The following is a 15467-nucleotide window of genomic DNA, read 5'->3' as shown; positions in this document are numbered from 1 at the left end:
CGCCTGCCTGCCATTCCCCCCGAAAGCAAGAGTATGAGTATCCAATGGTTCCCCGGGCATATGCACCTGACGCGCAAGCTGATTGCCGAGCGCATCAAAGACATCGATGTGGTCATCGAGGTGCTCGATGCACGCATGCCAGGATCGAGCGCCAACCCGGCGCTGACGGAGCTGACCGGCCACAAGCCCACGCTCAAGATCATCAACAAGCAGGACATGGCCGATGTCAGCCGCACGGCGCTGTGGGTGGCCTGGTATGAGGCCCAGCACGAAACCAAGGCCTTGCCGCTCGATGCCAGCGAGCCGGCCCCGGCCAAGCGCCTGGTGGAGGCCTGCCGCCAACTGGCCCCCGGGCGCGGTGGCCTGGCCAAGCCCATGCGCGTGCTGATCTGCGGCGTGCCCAATGTGGGCAAGTCCACCCTGATCAACAGCATGAGCGGCAAAGGCCAGGCCAAGGCGGGTGACGAGGCCGGTGTGACCAAGGACGAGCAGCGCATTGTGCTGGCCGATGACTTCTACCTCTGGGACACGCCCGGCATGCTCTGGCCCAAGATCATCGTGCCCGAGTCGGGCTACAACCTGGCCGCCTGCGGATCGGTGGGGCGCAATGCCTATGACGACGAACTGGTGGCGCTGGAGCTGCTGCTGTACCTGCAAAAGCACTACCCGCGCCAGCTGGACGAGCGCTACAAGCTGGGGCTCGAAGATGCGGACATCGCTGCGCTGAGCGATGACGAGCTGCTGACCTTGATTGGCAAGAAGCGCGGCGCAGTGATGGGCGGCGGGCGCATCAACATGCAAAAGGCCGCTGAGCTGCTGATCACCGACTTTCGCACCCAGATGCTGGGCCGCATCACCGTGGAGACGCCGGCAGAGTTTGAGCAATGGCGGGCGGCGGGCGAGGCGGCCGAGGCCTTGCAGCAAGCCAAAAAGGCTGAACACGCCAAACACCGCAAGGCCGGCCGCAAGCGCTACTGATCCGCATGCGGCGTCAGCGGCGGTTTTGGCCACCGTTGGCGCGTTGCTGCGTTTTATGCGCACAAAGCCGCGCAAAAGCGGCCAAAGCCAGCGGTTGCTGTGGGCTTTTATGCAACAAGCGGTATATGGGCCTTGCATTCTTGAGAAATAACCGCTATAGTTCAGCCTTCGTCTTCTTATCGCTGCAGCAACGAATGACCTTCTGCAGCGCACCATTGGGAGTTTTTGCTATGTCCTGTTTCATGTTCAACCCTCTCCACTGAACACGGTTTCTGCCCCGGCTAAACCATGTTCATATGGTTTAGCCTTGGCCCAGATCGCCGCCTGCACCACTGCAGCCGGGATCGACAAAAGCCCTGGCTACTTCGCCGGGGCTTTTTGTTTTGGGGTTTTGCTGCGCCAGCCGCCAGGCCATCGGCGCGCCAGGCCCCTGAGGAACCGCACAGATGAGTGCAAAAACTGTTTCCCGTGCCTTTGAAGAGGGCCGGGTCAAGGCCTTGCGCCGCATGAAGCAGCCGATCGCGCTGCTGATCGTGGCCGATGCCACTCCTTTCAATCCTGTTGCCAAAGCCATGGCCCAGCGGCGTCTGTCCGGCGCTGCGGGCAAGCACATCCGCAGCCAGGGCGCCCAGCGCCGTGCCGACCGGATGGCCTTGCAGCAGATGACCCGCAAAGCCGACCATGGGGATTGAGCGGCTGCGCAGGATGAAGAGACAGCACAACATGAAAGAAATGAAAACCTCCCCGGAGCTATTGCTTCGCGTACAGATGCATGAGCGTCAGCAAAACCTGCAGGCCATTGCGGCCCAGCTGAAAACCGAATTGATCGGTATTGATGACGTGATTGACCGTGTGATGGGCGCCGTGCGCGCCTGGTACGTGATGCCCCAGCTCATTACCCGCCCTGTGATTGTGTGCCTGTGGGGATTGACAGGCACGGGCAAGACCCAGCTGACGCGCCGCCTGGCGCAGCTGCTGGGTTTTTATGATCGCTTTGTCGAAGTCCAGATGGACGGCTTCAGCCAGAACGGTGACAGCTATGGCGCATCGACCATCTCCGGCACGCTCGAGAGTGCGGGGCTGGTGGAAGGCGCGCCCGGCATCCTGGTGCTCGATGAGTTCCAGCGTTACCGCACCGTGAGCAGCCGCGGCGATGACAGCAAGGTCGAGCGCTACCAGGATGTCTGGGCCTTGTTGTCGGATGGCAAGCTGCCGCCTGCCTTGTCGGAGCTGCACAGCATAGAGCGCAAGCTGGCGGACGCGCTCTATGACGCCGAGCGGGCCGAAGAAGACGATGCGCAGGAGCGGCGCAAAAAGCAGCAGATGCGCTACAAGATCGATGCCTGGGACGCGCAGGCACTCAAGCGCAGCCTGAAGCTCGATGCGCCCTTGCTGGACATCATGCAGTGGAGCAATGACTACATTCACCAGCTGCTGGTCCAGTTTCGCAGCTCCCAGCAATCCTGGGAGACCGATTACAGCCGGCTGCTGGTCTTTGTCTGTGGCAATCTCGACGAGATGTACACGGAGACGGCCAGCCGCGTCGAGGACTGCGACACCGATGCCGACATTTTCCACCGGCTCACCAGCCGCCTGTCGCTGATCGATGTCAAACGCGCCTTGGCCGAGCGCTTCAAGCCCGAGCAGATTGCCCGGCTGGGCAACCAGCATGTGATCTACCCGTCGTTCAGCCGCTCGGCCTATGAGCAGCTGATTGCGGCGACGGTGCAGCACTATGTGCAGGGGCTGGAAGCCAACTGCGGGCTGCGCTTTGTCATCGGCAGCGATGTGCTCGCGCAGATCTACCAGAACGCGGTGTTCCCGACCCAGGGAACGCGGCCGCTGTTCTCGTCGGTGCACACGATCTTGTCGAGTGCGCTGGTCGATGCAGCGCTGTGGGCGCTGGAGCAGGGCGCGCAGGCCGGCCAGCCATTGCAGGTGCAGATGGCCGCTGGCGCGGCGCAGCTGCAGGTGCAACTGGCGCTGCCGGATGCGCCAGAGGTGCTGCAGCAGTGCTTTGCGGTGCCGCTGGATCTGAACAAGGTCAAGCAGCGCACCAGCGCGGATTTCCGCGCGCTGCTGGCGGTGCATGAAGCGGGGCACGGCCTGGTCTATGCGCTGCTGTTTGGCCGCACGCCGCAGGAGCTCAAGATCAATATCGCGACCTTCGAAGGCGGCTACAACAGCTTTACCGAGCTGCAGGCGACATCGCGGCGCAATATGCTGGACATGGTCTGCGTGGGCTTGGCCGGCCGCGCGGCCGAGCGCCATGTGTTTGGCCAGGAAGCCTGTACCACCGGGGCCGAGCAGGATATCCGGCAGGCCACGGCGGATGCGGCGCGCTACCTGCGCCACCTGGGTTTTGGTGCGCGCCTGTCGCGCACCGATGTGGCCCAGGAGCCTGGCGACAACACCAATACCGAAGTGGCACCCAGCAATGCCGGTATGGAAGCCTTGCTGCAAGCGCAGATGCTGCGTGCGCAGGATCTGCTGGTGCAGCACAACGCCTTGCTGATGGCGATGACCGCCTTGCTGCTGCGCGAGGGCCTGATCAGCCCCGCCGCGATGGCCCAGCTGTGCGCCGAGCATGGCCAGGCGGTGCAGGCCAGTGCGGCGCAGATCCCGGATGCGGCCGAACAAAAATGGGTGCTGGAGCCCTATGCCGACATGCTGGCCAAGCACGACCAGCGCCCGCGCATGGTCTGAGTGCCCGAGCTGTTCAGCTATTTTTTTACGCCGCCTGTTGCACCCAACAGGCGGCGTTTTTTATGGGCGCTTTTATGGGTGCATTTATGGGCGCTTATGGGGCCTTGGCGGGCGTGCTCGCAGGCACTGCGCTGCTGGCAGCGGCTGCAGCCTCTGCACCCTTGCCGGTCAGCTGCCGCACCGTAAAGCCCTGCTTTTGCAGCAATTGCAGCAGGTTGTTGTCGCCCACCATATGCAGCAGGCCCACGGCGATGAAGAGCTGGGGCTGGGCCGCCATCATGGCCGGCAGCCGCTCGGCCATGCGCTGGTTGCGGGTGTCGAGCAGAGCCGCCTGCATGCCCACATCGCCCAGGCATTGGCAGTCCTGCATCAGCTGCTTCAGGGCGGCCAGGTCACCGCTTTCCCAGTAGGTCGCCAGCTGCCGGGCGACCTGGCGGTTCTTGCCGCTGTCGATATCGTCCAGCGCCTTGCGGATGTCATCCGGCGTGGCCAGCTGCGCGGGCACACCATCGCCGCCCAGGCCCATGGCCAGCAGCTGCTCCTGCGCCGTCTCGATGGCCTGCACCGGCTTGCCCACCGCATGGGCCATGGCCGCCAGGTTCAGGTCGATGCCATAGGCCGGGTGGTAGCCGCTGCGCGCCATGTCCTGCATGCCCAGCGCGATCAGGCGGGCCAGGGTGGCGGCATTGGTTTGCCAGCTGCTCTGGTCCACACAGGATTCGAAGGCCATGCGGCCCATGCGTGTCTGCAGCTCGGGGTTTTGGCGCATGACCAGCTTTTGCCGGTCACTGTCTTCGCGCATCGCCTGGGTCAGGGCCTGCAGGGTGGCGGGGTCCACCGGGTCCAGCTCCAGCGCAATGGCCGGCGCAGCGCGCAGCGCTTGTGCGGTGCGCGGGCCGGGAAAGATCCAGGGCAGCTGGCCCACATGGATGCTGCCCCACAGATAGGCAACCGTATCGCCTTTGCGCAGTTGCCACAGCACGCCCCGGTCCGGGTGCGGCTTGCGCGATTCCGCCTGGTAGACCGCAGGATCTTTGACGGGTGGCGCTGGGCAGGAGGGGTTGTCCGCTGGTGCCAGCTGTGGTGCTGGCGCGGCTGCTGGCGTGCGTGCCTGGGCCGCATGGCCGCCGGCGAGCAAGGCCAGGCCCAGCAGCAGGTGCGGCATGCGGCGCAGGGCACACGCCAGTGGATGAGGTCGATGCAAGAGGGGTGCTGAACGCTGCAAAACGGGCTCCAGATCATGGCCGCAAGGCTTGCGGTGATGCGAGCCCTTGCGGTGATTAACGCTTAGCGCTGCGCCTGGGTCGCAAACCAGCGGCGTGCCAGGCGATCCCAGAACGTGGCGCCCAGGGCGATGTTGTTGTCGTTGAAATCATAGCCTGGGTTGTGCAGCCCAACGCCGGGCTGGCCATCGGCGCCGTTGCCGATCCAGCCATAGGCACCGGGTACTTCTTCAAGCATGAAGCCAAAGTCCTCGGCCGTCATCGCCGGCAGCACATCGGTGTGGGCGTTGGTGTTGCCGACCATCTCGCGCATCACCTCGCCCATGAACAGCGCCTCCTTGCGGTGGTTGGTGGTGTTGGGGTAGCCGGGTTTGATGATCACTTCGGCGCTGGCAAAATGCGCCTCGGCGATGTGGCCGGAGACCCGGTGCAGGCCGTCGATCAGGAACTGCTGCGAGGCCAGCGTCAGGTTGCGGCAGGTGCCGTAGATGCGGGCCTCATCCGGGATGATGTTCTCCACCGTGCCCGACTCGATCTTGCCCACGGTCAGCACCGCCGCATCCAAGGGATCGGTGCCGCGCGAGACCAGGGTCTGCAGCTGGCCGACGATGGAGCAGGCGACCGGGATCGGGTCCACCGTGGTGTGGGGCAGGGCCGCATGGCCGCCCCGGCCGCGCACCACAATCTCAAAGCGCAGGGCAGCTGCCATGATGGGCCCCACGCGCACCCCCATCTGGCCCTGCGGCAGCGCGGGCCAGTTGTGCAATGCAAACACGGCCTGGCAGGGGAACTGGGTAAACAGCCCGTCGTTCATCATCGCGCGGGCGCCGGCGCCGCCTTCTTCACCGGGTTGAAAGATCATGTGCACCGTGCCATCGAAGTCACGCTGGCCAGCGAGCAGCTCGGCCGCGCCCATCACCATCGTCGTGTGGCCGTCGTGGCCGCAGGCATGCATGCGGCCCGGGTACTGGCTGATGTGGCCAAACTGGTTGGTCTCCTGCACCGGCAGCGCATCCATATCGGCGCGGATACCGATCGCCGGCCCGGGGTTGGCGGCATCGCGCCCCTGGCCGTAGATGCTGGCCACAATGCCGGTGGTGCCCAGGCCCCGCACCATGGGGATGCCCAGCGCCGTCAGATAGGCTGCGATCTTGTCGGCGGTGCGGTTTTCTTCGTACTTCAGCTCCGGGTGCATGTGCAGATCGCGGCGAAATGCGGTGAGCTGGTTGATGTTGGGGGCGTTGTCTTGGTCGAGGTACATGGTTTCTCTCTCGTGTCGGTGCAGGCGGCCACTGACCGCCATGCCGGAACTGCAAGCCTACCATTGTCCTCCTGTCTGCCCGGCGTGTCTGCGCGACAGTGCCTGGTGGGAAGCTCTGGGCGGGAAGCTCCGGGCGGGAAGCTCTGAGCGGGAAGCTCTGAGCGGGAAGCTCCGGGCCGCCCCTTTATGCCGCGCGGGTGGCAGAGGCCACGGCGCCCGGCTGCGACAACCTGCGGTCCGCCAGCAAGGCCGCGACATTGAGCAGTGCCAGCACTGTGCCGGCGATGCAGGCACCCGTCCAGCCGCCGTGGTGCCAGGCCCAGGCACCGATGGCCGAGCCAGCCGATGCGCCGATAAAGTAGCCCGTCATATAGCAGGCATTGATGCGCGAGCGCGCCTCGGGTGCCAGGCGGTAGATGACGTTCTGGTTGCAGATGTGGGTGCCTTGCAGCGCCAGCTCGATCACCAGCATGCCGACGATGAACAGGAACACCGAATGCTGGCTGTACCACAGCAGCGCCCAGTTGACGACCAGCAGCAGCACGGAGAAGGCGGTGGTCGGGCGCTCCAGGCCCTTGTCGACCAGGCGGCCTGCAGCATTGGCCATCAAGGCGCCGGCCACACCCGACAGGCCAATGAGGCCGATCGATGAGTCACTCAGCCCGTGCTCGGGGCCGCCGAGCATCAGGGCCATCGTCGAGAACAGCACGCTGACCGATGCAAAGGCGAGGCCCCCCAGCAAGGTGCGGGTGCGCAGACGGGGTTGTGTGCGGATCAACGTCGCCATGCTGCCCAGCACCTGGCCATAGTGCAGGCGTGGGCCGCTGTGTGCCACCTTGGGCAGAACCCGGTAGAGCGCCAGCGCCACCAGCACCATGGTGATACCGCCCGCCTTGTAGACCAGGCTCCATCCGCCCACGGCCGACAGGAGTCCGGCGACGGTGCGCGAGAGCAAAATGCCGGTGAGCAGGCCGCTCATCACCAGGCCGACGGCGCGGCCGCTTGACTCACGCGGGGCCAGGCTGGTGGCCATCGGCACCAGCACCTGGGCGGCGACCGAGAACAGACCCGTCACCAAGGTGCCCAGCACCAGGGCCGTGAACGGCGAGGGCATCAGGCCGGCAAAGCCGCTGACCAGCAGGCCGATCGCAGCGAGCAGCATCAGGCCCACGGTCAGCTTGCGGCGCTCGAGCATATCGCCCAGCGGCACCAGAAACAGCAGGCCAATCGCATACGACACCTGCGCGCAGGTCACCAGGATGCCGGCCGTGCTCTCGCTCACCTGCAGCGCATGGGCGATGGAGTTGAGCAGCGGTTGGTTGAAGTAATTGGCGCCGGCGCAGAGGCCGCAGGCCGTGGCCATCAGCAGCAAGACGGCAGGGCTGAGCGTTGCAGCAGGCGCTGCCGAGGAGGGTGCGGCGGGAGAGGATGTTGTTTGTTTATTTTTCACGGGGCGAGTGTGCGCGCATCCGAAAAACAATGTGCACCCTTGGTCTTGGCGCAGCTGCTAGGCTTGCCGCGACCAGGCCGGGTTGCGCAGCAGCGCCTGCCATTGCTGCAGGCTGGGGTGCGATTGCGGCTCGGACATGCCCGCTGCGGGTTCTGAGTACGGGAACTGCAGCCCACTTTCAATATGCAAGGGGGCCTGCGTATAGGGGTGCTGCAGCGACAGCGACCAGGCATGCAGCCACAGCCGCTGTAGGCCCAGGCGCTCGGCCCACCAGCGGTTCAGCGGGCCCTTGCCATGCGTGGCATCGCCAATGATGGGGTGGGCGATGTGCTTGAGGTGGCGGCGGATCTGGTGGCGGCGCCCGGTGTGGGGCTCGGCCTGCACCAAGGACAGGCGCGTGCCGGCAAAGCGGTTGTCGTAGGCCTCGGCGTGCTCCAGCGTCGCCAGGCGCGCAAAGCGGGTTTGGGCCGGCTGGGCGGGCGCGTCTTGCGGGGCATCGTCGGGGCGCAGCGCGTGGTCAACATCTGCTTGCAGCGGTGCCCAGCCGCGCACCAGGGCCAGGTAGCGTTTGTGCAGCTGGTGGTTTTCAAATTGCATGCGCGTGCGGCTGGCGGCCTCGGCATGCAGCGCCAGCAGCAGCACGCCGCAGGTACCTTTGTCGAGCCGGTGCAGCGGAAACACATGCTGGCCGATCTGGTCGCGCAAGGTCTGCACGATAAAGCGGGTCTCGCCCGCATCCAGACCCGTGCGGTGCACCAGCCAACCGGCGGGCTTGTAGATCGCCACCAGGTGCTCGTCGCGCCACAACAGGGGCAGGGGGCAGTCCTGCGCATGGGCATGCGCAACAGCAGGGTCGATGGCGAAAGACATGGGTGGGCGAGCTGGTGGAGCGATGGTGCTGGGGTGACCAGCTATGGATTTTATAGTGACCGCGCCTCAAGACCTCTTGGACCAGAGTCCAAACAACAGCATGCCCGCCAGCATCGCCGCGCTGAAGATCGCTGCGGAACCCAAGCCCGTTGCCGTACCCACCAGCGCAGGGCCGGGGCAGTAGCCGGCCAGGCCCCAGCCGATGCCAAACAGCGCCGAGCCGATCAGCAGCGGTGCATCGACCGCCTGGCGTGCAGGCAGCTGCATGGGCTCGCCCAGCAGGCTGCGGCTGCGCCGGCGGGCCAGTGCAAAACCGGGCAGCCCCAGCGCTATCGCGCCGCCCATCACCAGGGCCAACGAAGGGTCCCAGGCACCGGCCAGATCTAGAAAGCCCAGCACCTTCTGCGGATCGGCCATGCCGGACACCAGCAGGCCCAGGCCAAAGACCAGGCCAGCGAGGGCTGCGATCAGGATAGCCATCGTTCTCTCCTTACAACACGTGGCGCAGCACAAACACGGTCGCAAAACCGCTGGCCATAAAAACCAAGGTGGCCACCAGGGAGCGCAGCGACAGGCGCGAGAGCCCGCAGACGCCATGGCCACTGGTGCAGCCCGAGCCCAGGCGCGTGCCTATGCCCACGAGCAGGCCGGCCAGCACCAACAGCGGCCAGGCTGCAGGGCTGCTGGCCGCTGGCAAAGGCGCAAAAAGCTGGTAGAGCCAAGGGGCCGCCAGCAGGCCAGCCACAAAGGCCAGCCGCCAGGCGCCGGGTTGTGGGCGCGGCGGCAGCAGTGCGGCCACGATGCCGCTGATGCCCGCAATGCGGCCATTGAACAGCACCAGCAGCACGGCGGCCAGACCGATCAAGGCACCGCCTGCGAGGGCGGCCAGCGGCGTAAAGGCAGACAGATCGAGTGACATGGGCGACTTTCTTGGCGTGAGCGATGCGGTGGGGTTTCAGGCTGCCGGGCAGTACTGGGCATAGAGCGTCTGCAACAGCGCCAGCAGGCGCGCATCGGCCACCTGGTAGAAGATGTTCTTGCCCTCGCGCCGGGTGCTGACCGCGTTTTCGCGCCGCAACACGGCGAGCTGCTGCGACAAGGTGGGCTGCGCAATGCCCAGCTGCGCCTCCATATCGCTGACGCAGCATTCGCCTTGGCTCAGGAGGCAGAGCAGCATCAAACGGTCCTCATTGCCCAGCAGCTTGAGGGCAGAGACGGCATGGTGCGCTGCCTTGCGCATGGCTTCGGGCGAAGGGGAGGCCTTGGTTTTTACAGACATGGACAGAAGGCTTGGACGCCACAGGCTTGCCGAAAAGGGGGATTTTTATTATATTAAAAGATATATTGTTTTGTGTGAATGTGTTTTAACCATGCGCTCTGCCCCTTCTTTTGGCGTTCAGGCATTTTTTGACGAGGTGACCGGCACCGTCAGCTATGTGCTGCACGATGTGGCGAGCCGCGAGGCGGCCGTCATCGACCCGGTCTGGGACTTTGATGCCAAGAGCGGCCGCACCAGTACCGCATCAGCCCAGCGCATCGCTGATTACCTGGATGCCGAGCAGCTGACGCTGCGCTGGGTGCTGGAGACCCATGCCCATGCAGACCACCTGTCTGCGGCCCAGTGGCTGCGCACACAGATGCCCGCAGGCGCGGTGCGTATTGCTGCGCCGGTGGTGATTGGCCAGCGCATCACCCAGGTACAAAAAGTCTTTGGCGGCATCTACGGCATGGAGGGCTGCATTGCGCCGCAGGGCGCGGACTTTGACTGCCTGCTGCGCGATGGCGATGTGCTGGCGCTGGGGGCCATCCGCATCCGCGCGCTGGGTGTGCCCGGCCACACGCCGGCGGACCTGGCCTATGCGGTGGAAGAGGGCGGTGTTGCGGCAGGCACGGTGGCCGCCATTTTTGTCGGCGATACCTTGTTCATGCCCGATGTGGGCACAGCGCGCTGTGATTTCCCTGGCGGCGATGCCCATGCGCTCTACCGCTCGATTGGCCGGCTGCTGGCGCACCCGCCAGAGACGCTGCTCTATGTCTGTCACGATTACCCGCCAGCCGGTCGCGCTGCCGCCTGGTGCAGCACGGTGGCCGAGCAGCGTGCGCACAATATCCATGTGCACGAGGGGGTGGACGAGGCCGCGTTTGTTGTGATGCGCGAGGCGCGCGATGCAACGCTGGCGATGCCGCAGCTGATGCTGCCGTCGGTGCAGGTCAATATCCGCGCCGGGCGCCTGCCCGATGCCGATGCACAGGGCCGGCGTTTTCTCAAGCTGCCAGTCGATGCGCTCTGAGGGAGCGTTGAGGTTTGGTCTTAGCGGCCTGCAGACTGGTGCTGCGCATCTTCGAAGCGGTTCACCTTCCACAGGCTGGGAAAGAGCCGCGTCCACAAGGCCACCACGGCCAGTGAGCACAGGCCGCCCGCCACCGCTGCGGGCACGGCGCCCAGCAAGGCGGCGCTGCTGCCGGCGCGGAATTCGCCCAGCTCATTGGACGAGCCGATGAACAGCATATTGACGGCATTGACGCGGCCGCGCATGTTGTCGGGGGTGGCAAATTGCAGCAGCGAGCCGCGCACATAGACGCTGACCATGTCTGCAGCGCCGGCGACGGCCAGCGCCAGGCAGGACAGCCACAGCCAGTGCGACAGCGAGAACACCAGGTTGGCGATGCCGAACACGGCCACGGCCAGCATCATGCGGCGGCCCACCTGGGTGCCAAAGGGGCGGCTGCTGAGGTAGAGACCGGCGCAGACTTCGCCCATCGCCATGGCGCTGCGCAGCAGGCCCAGGCCCTCGGGACCGGTGTGCAGCACCTCATGGGCATAGATGGGCAGCAGCGCCACCACACCGCCCAGCAGCACGGCAAACAGATCGAGCGAGATGGTGCCCAGCACCATGGGGCGGCCAAAGATAAAGCGGATGCCCGCGCCAAAGCGCTGCCAGATGGTGTCGCGTGCAGCGCCCGGCTCGGTAGCGGCCTTGGGCGCCGCATACAGCACCTTGACGCGCAGCAGCAGCACGGTGCCGATCGCAAAGGCCAGCATGCAGACGGCATAGGTCCACACGGCCCCGCCAGCGGCGTACAAAAAGCCGCCCAGCATCGGCGCGCCAATGGCCGAGCAGCGCATCACCACGCTGTTGGTGGCAATGGCCTTGGGAAGCAGCGCCATCGGCACCAGCTGCGGCAGCAGGCTTTGCAGCGATGGGCCGGAGAAGGCGCGCGTGGCGCCATACAGCACCAGCACCGCATAGATGCCTGCGACCCCGGCATGGCCATGGCCCGACAGCCACAGCAGCAGCGCGCTGCAGACACTGCCCAGCGCCCAGCTGGTGGCCAGCACCTTCTTGCGTGGCAGCCGGTCGATCAGCTCGCCGGCAGGCAGCAGCAGCAGCAGCATCGGGATGAACTGGGCCAGGCCCACAAAGGCCAGCGCCATGGGGTTGCGCGTCAAGTCATAGACCTGCCAGGCGACGACCACGGCCTGGATCTGGGTGGCACCCACGGCAAAGACGCGCGCGATCAGAAAAACGAGAAAGCCGCTTTGCTGGTCGCGCAGCAGCGGCGGAGGGGCGGAGTGGGTGGTCGCTGGCATGGGGTGGGGCGCAGCCTGCGCTGGTGCAGCTGCTGCAACCGCTGGATGGTTGTAGGTGTTTGTGGCCCCATTCTGCCATGCCTGCTCAACTCTTATATAAGAGTTGGGCTTATCCATGCGGCAAGCAGGGCATGCCCAAAAGCGGGGCATGGGCGCAAACGCCGCTGCGATGCGCGCATTGCGCCAATGTGGGCTGCAAAAACCAAATCCCCAGTCACCGCTGTGGGGCGACTGGGGGTTGGTGATGTGGCTTTAGCTTGAGGCCTCTAACTTGCAGTAGCTGCGAGCTGGCCAGACCTCCATCTCAGCGGAGTAAGCGGGCGCTGTCAGCAGCACCCGCCTGCACTATCAAGGGGCCTTGGCGGTCTCGACCGTCAAATCCAGCACATAGGCGTAGCGTGAGGCATCGGCTGGCGGATTGGCAATGGTGTAACGCTTCACGCGCAGCACATTGCTGTAGCCGGGCTCGTGCTGGTAGCCTTCGATATTGCCGTAGAAATGCTGCCAGTCGCCGGCCACGGTCTTGCGGCCATTGCTGTCATAGCGCAGCTCACGCACCTGCAGGCATTGCACGCCCTTGGCCACGCCGTGGCTGCAAGGCTTGGTCTGGGGGGCCACTTCATAGAACATGGTCTCCCCGGCGCTGCCGTACTTGGTGGCGTTGGTGGGCACCGACTTCAGCAGCCATCGGCTGCCATCGTTGAACTGCAAGGTCAGGCGCGGGGCGTTGCTGTCCTGCGTGATGCGCAGGCTCTCGGCGCGCGTGATCTGTGCGCTCACCGCCTGCTCAAGCTGCATCAGTGGGGGCTCACACGCCATCATCGTGCCAATCGGGTTGCTGATGCTGATCTTGTCGCCATCGAGCTGGTAGCCCGCGCCCATGACATTGCAGAGGTTGCCGATGCTCACGCGGTGTGCCGTCTTGGCATCGCCGCTGAAGCCCAGGCGCAGCACCTTCTTGGGGGCCAGTGCGGTGAAGGCGGGCAGCGGACGGCCGGACTGGTCTTCGGCGCGTTCCAGATCCCAGTGGTAGGCCTGCAAGGTCTTGTCGGTGGCAGATACGTTCATGGCGGGTGCGGTGCTGCCTGTGGCAGGTGCCGCAGGGGTGGACGATGGGGTGCTGCTGCAGGCGGCCAGGGCCATCGCAGCGGCTGCGCTGAGGCTCATCAGTTTCCAACGTTGCATATGAATTTTTTCCTTGTTCGAGGCAGCGCACAGGCGCGCGCTGCGGTGGGTGAAAGCAAACCTAGAACGTTTTTACGATCTCAGCTTGCCATCCTAGGGGATGCCGGCCGGCGCTGGTGTAGGCCAAGCTTGGCGCTTGGCAGCCCGCTCCATGGGCGCTGCCGCAGCAGCGTTTGCCTAAAACTTAGGCGCATGGAAATTGTTGAAGCAAGTCAAAGGCTTGCCATCTTGTCCAGAGCCTTGTCCACATGCTGACCCACAGATATCTGGGATAACCACAGGCGCGCTATCAGGCGCTGAGGAAGAGGGCAGGGTCGACCATGCTGCGGTTGAGCATCACGCCCCAATGCAGATGCGGGCCCGTGACCCGGCCGGTGGCGCCGACCTTGCCGATCACTTCGCCAGCGCGCACGCTCTGGCCCACCGTCACCTGGGTCGCACTCAGGTGGCAGTACATCGTCAGAAAGCCGCCACCATGGTCCACCCAGATGGTGTGGCCGTTGAAGAAGTAGTCACCCACATCGATGATCTTGCCATCGGCCGGTGCCTTGACCGGCGTGCCGGTGGGGGCTGCGATGTCCATGCCGCTGTGCGGATTGCGTGACTGGCCATTGAAGACGCGGCGCAGCCCGAAGGAGCTCGAGCGCCGACCGGGCACCGGCACGGGCAGCTGCATCTGCGCGGGCAGCGGTGTGCTGAAGGTGGCCATCACCGTTTGTTGGTGGTCACGTTCGCGTTCATAGCGGGCATTGTCGGCGGCAGACAGATCGACCGTCTTGGGGGCGACCTTGAGGCGCTGCTCGCTGTATTTCTTGTCGCGCACCGTGTAGGCGATGCTGCGTGGGCCACTGGCCGTTTGCAGCCGGATCTCTGCGGCGCCGGTGGGGGCCGACAGCGGTATGCCGACCAGCGCCGTCCATTCGATGGCGTCGCCCAGCACCAGCAGCGGGATATCGCCTGCAAAGGCCTGGGGCCGCTCGGCCGCCGGGCCCAGCGACAGGCGCGCTACGCCACCGGGGACGCGCGCGTCAGCAGGCCAGCCGTCGGTGGCCGCCGCCTGCGCGCCGTGCAGCCAGGGCAGCAGCAAAAGGCCGCTGCCAGCCTGCAGCAAAAGGCGGCGCTGCGGGCCTGGGGAGTCGGTTGGGCGGGCAGGGTCTGGCATGGACATGGGGGTTGGGCAGGGAGGTTGAATGTGCTTTTAAAAGCATAGCGCGTTGTGCTTTTCCATCCTGGGTAAATGCCGCGCATAATATGCAAAATTTGGTAAACCAGTGCAGCGCTGCTGGTGCTGGGGAATGCGGCTGGTAGCATGCCTCTTTGCCCCACGCGCCGGGCGTGCTATACAGGCGTTGGCTGACATGCTGCGCCGGCCATATCCATTACAGTGGTGCGGCTGGGCCTGCATCTCTGTCATCCAGGTCATCATGTTGTTTCGGGAGTTCGTTTCGTTCATGTTGGGCAAGCATTCAGATCTATTTTTACTGGCTGCATCCACCCGCTGCGCACCGCATCGCTCATGGGCGGGTTGGTCCTTGGTGGCAGCCTTGGCGCTGTCGGTATCGGGTTGCGGCAGCCTGGACCGCGAGGCCGACAGCCACCGCTACAACGTGGTGGCCCATGAGACCTTTGGATCGTCTGCCACCTATTCACGCCTGTTTGATGCGCCGCCGGAGCGCGCTTGCGAGGCTGCACGCCGCGCGCTGCTGAGCCAGGGCTATCTGATCAATGTCTCCAAGGGCAAAGAGGTCGAAGGCCAAAAGAGCTTCCAGCCAGCGACGGACAACCACCAGATCATCACCATCCGCGTCGTCTGCGCTGCCGACAGCAAGGACGGCAAGGTGACCCTGGGCTTTGTCTCTGCACTCAAAGACACCTACAACCTCAAGAAGAGCAGCAACTCGGCCAGTGTCGGTGTGGGCGCTTTAGGCTCGCTCTCGCTGCCGTTTTCTGCCGGCAATGATTCCATGGTCAAGGTGGGCAGCGAGACGGTGAGCTCGGCCACCTTCTACGACAGCTTCTTTGACCTGATCAAATCCTACCTGCGCCAGGACGATGAACTGCGCCAGCAAAGCCTGACCGGCGACGAAGAATTCGTCGAGTAATACGGCGCTGCGGCCTGGTCACCAGGTCGATCAAGCGGCAACAGAAAAGCCCGCCATCGTGAAGATGTCGGGCTTGTTTTTTGCCCGTGGCCCGTAGACT

General features: G+C 64.9%; 15 protein-coding genes. 5 read left to right on the top strand and 10 right to left on the bottom strand.

Going from position 1 to position 15467, the window contains the following annotated elements; translation table 11 throughout:
- Positions 1–33: 33 nt before the first annotated feature.
- From ylqF to WH367_RS16755, 3 genes are all read left to right on the top strand, one after another.
- Positions 34–978, top strand: a complete 945-nt coding sequence (ylqF, locus tag WH367_RS16765) for a ribosome biogenesis GTPase YlqF (protein ID WP_339536969.1) — start codon at positions 34–36, stop codon at positions 976–978.
- 446 nt (positions 979–1424) lie between these two features.
- Complete coding sequence (locus WH367_RS16760; protein ID WP_021027318.1) at positions 1425–1670, top strand: hypothetical protein; 246 nt, start codon at positions 1425–1427, stop codon at positions 1668–1670.
- A 40-nt stretch (positions 1671–1710) separates the two neighbouring features.
- Positions 1711–3684: an ATP-binding protein gene (locus WH367_RS16755; protein WP_339536968.1), complete on the top strand. Its 1974-nt coding sequence runs from the start codon at positions 1711–1713 to the stop codon at positions 3682–3684.
- Positions 3685–3778: 94 nt separating this feature from the next.
- Here WH367_RS16755 and WH367_RS16750 read toward each other — a convergent pair whose 3' ends face one another.
- The 7 genes from WH367_RS16750 to WH367_RS16720 all read right to left on the bottom strand — a co-directional run bounded on the left by WH367_RS16750 (position 3779) and on the right by WH367_RS16720 (position 9767).
- The gene (locus WH367_RS16750; RefSeq protein ID WP_339536967.1) at positions 3779–4849 is read right to left on the bottom strand and encodes a TraB/GumN family protein; all 1071 of its coding nucleotides are present in this window, start codon (positions 4847–4849) and stop codon (positions 3779–3781) included.
- Positions 4850–4971: 122 nt separating this feature from the next.
- Positions 4972–6168 carry a M20 aminoacylase family protein gene (locus WH367_RS16745; RefSeq protein ID WP_339536966.1) on the bottom strand — a complete coding sequence of 399 codons (1197 nt, stop codon included), beginning with the start codon at positions 6166–6168 and terminating at the stop codon, positions 4972–4974.
- A 184-nt stretch (positions 6169–6352) separates the two neighbouring features.
- Positions 6353–7531, bottom strand: coding sequence for an MFS transporter (locus tag WH367_RS16740; RefSeq protein ID WP_339536979.1), 1179 nt, complete (start codon positions 7529–7531; stop codon positions 6353–6355).
- 144 nt (positions 7532–7675) lie between these two features.
- Positions 7676–8488, bottom strand: a complete 813-nt coding sequence (locus tag WH367_RS16735) for a pseudouridine synthase (protein ID WP_339536965.1) — start codon at positions 8486–8488, stop codon at positions 7676–7678.
- A gap of 66 nt (positions 8489–8554) precedes the next feature.
- A complete protein-coding gene (locus WH367_RS16730) occupies positions 8555–8968 on the bottom strand; it encodes a DUF6691 family protein (protein WP_339536964.1) in 414 nt (137 codons plus the stop codon).
- Between the two features lie 10 nt (positions 8969–8978).
- The gene (locus WH367_RS16725) at positions 8979–9407 is read right to left on the bottom strand and encodes a YeeE/YedE family protein (RefSeq protein ID WP_027010992.1); all 429 of its coding nucleotides are present in this window, start codon (positions 9405–9407) and stop codon (positions 8979–8981) included.
- A gap of 36 nt (positions 9408–9443) precedes the next feature.
- Positions 9444–9767, bottom strand: coding sequence for an ArsR/SmtB family transcription factor (locus tag WH367_RS16720; protein ID WP_339536963.1), 324 nt, complete (start codon positions 9765–9767; stop codon positions 9444–9446).
- A 91-nt stretch (positions 9768–9858) separates the two neighbouring features.
- Here WH367_RS16720 and WH367_RS16715 point away from each other — a divergent pair, with 91 nt between their 5' ends.
- The gene (locus WH367_RS16715; protein WP_339536962.1) at positions 9859–10779 is read left to right on the top strand and encodes an MBL fold metallo-hydrolase; all 921 of its coding nucleotides are present in this window, start codon (positions 9859–9861) and stop codon (positions 10777–10779) included.
- A gap of 20 nt (positions 10780–10799) precedes the next feature.
- On the opposite strand, the gene WH367_RS16710 is transcribed toward WH367_RS16715, so the two are convergent.
- From WH367_RS16710 to WH367_RS16700, 3 genes are all read right to left on the bottom strand, one after another.
- Positions 10800–12080, bottom strand: coding sequence for an MFS transporter (locus tag WH367_RS16710; protein ID WP_339536961.1), 1281 nt, complete (start codon positions 12078–12080; stop codon positions 10800–10802).
- Positions 12081–12428: 348 nt separating this feature from the next.
- The gene (locus WH367_RS16705; protein ID WP_312986738.1) at positions 12429–13265 is read right to left on the bottom strand and encodes an META and DUF4377 domain-containing protein; all 837 of its coding nucleotides are present in this window, start codon (positions 13263–13265) and stop codon (positions 12429–12431) included.
- A gap of 289 nt (positions 13266–13554) precedes the next feature.
- The gene (locus tag WH367_RS16700) at positions 13555–14427 is read right to left on the bottom strand and encodes a peptidoglycan DD-metalloendopeptidase family protein (RefSeq protein ID WP_445228123.1); all 873 of its coding nucleotides are present in this window, start codon (positions 14425–14427) and stop codon (positions 13555–13557) included.
- A 370-nt stretch (positions 14428–14797) separates the two neighbouring features.
- Here WH367_RS16700 and WH367_RS16695 point away from each other — a divergent pair, with 370 nt between their 5' ends.
- Complete coding sequence (locus tag WH367_RS16695) at positions 14798–15367, top strand: DUF2242 domain-containing protein (RefSeq protein WP_021027329.1); 570 nt, start codon at positions 14798–14800, stop codon at positions 15365–15367.
- Positions 15368–15467: the final 100 nt, after the last annotated feature.

This window comes from Comamonas sp. MYb21 (assembly GCF_037479395.1).
GTDB lineage: Bacteria > Pseudomonadota > Gammaproteobacteria > Burkholderiales > Burkholderiaceae_C > Comamonas.
This window is presented reverse-complemented; position numbering and strand designations above follow the sequence as displayed.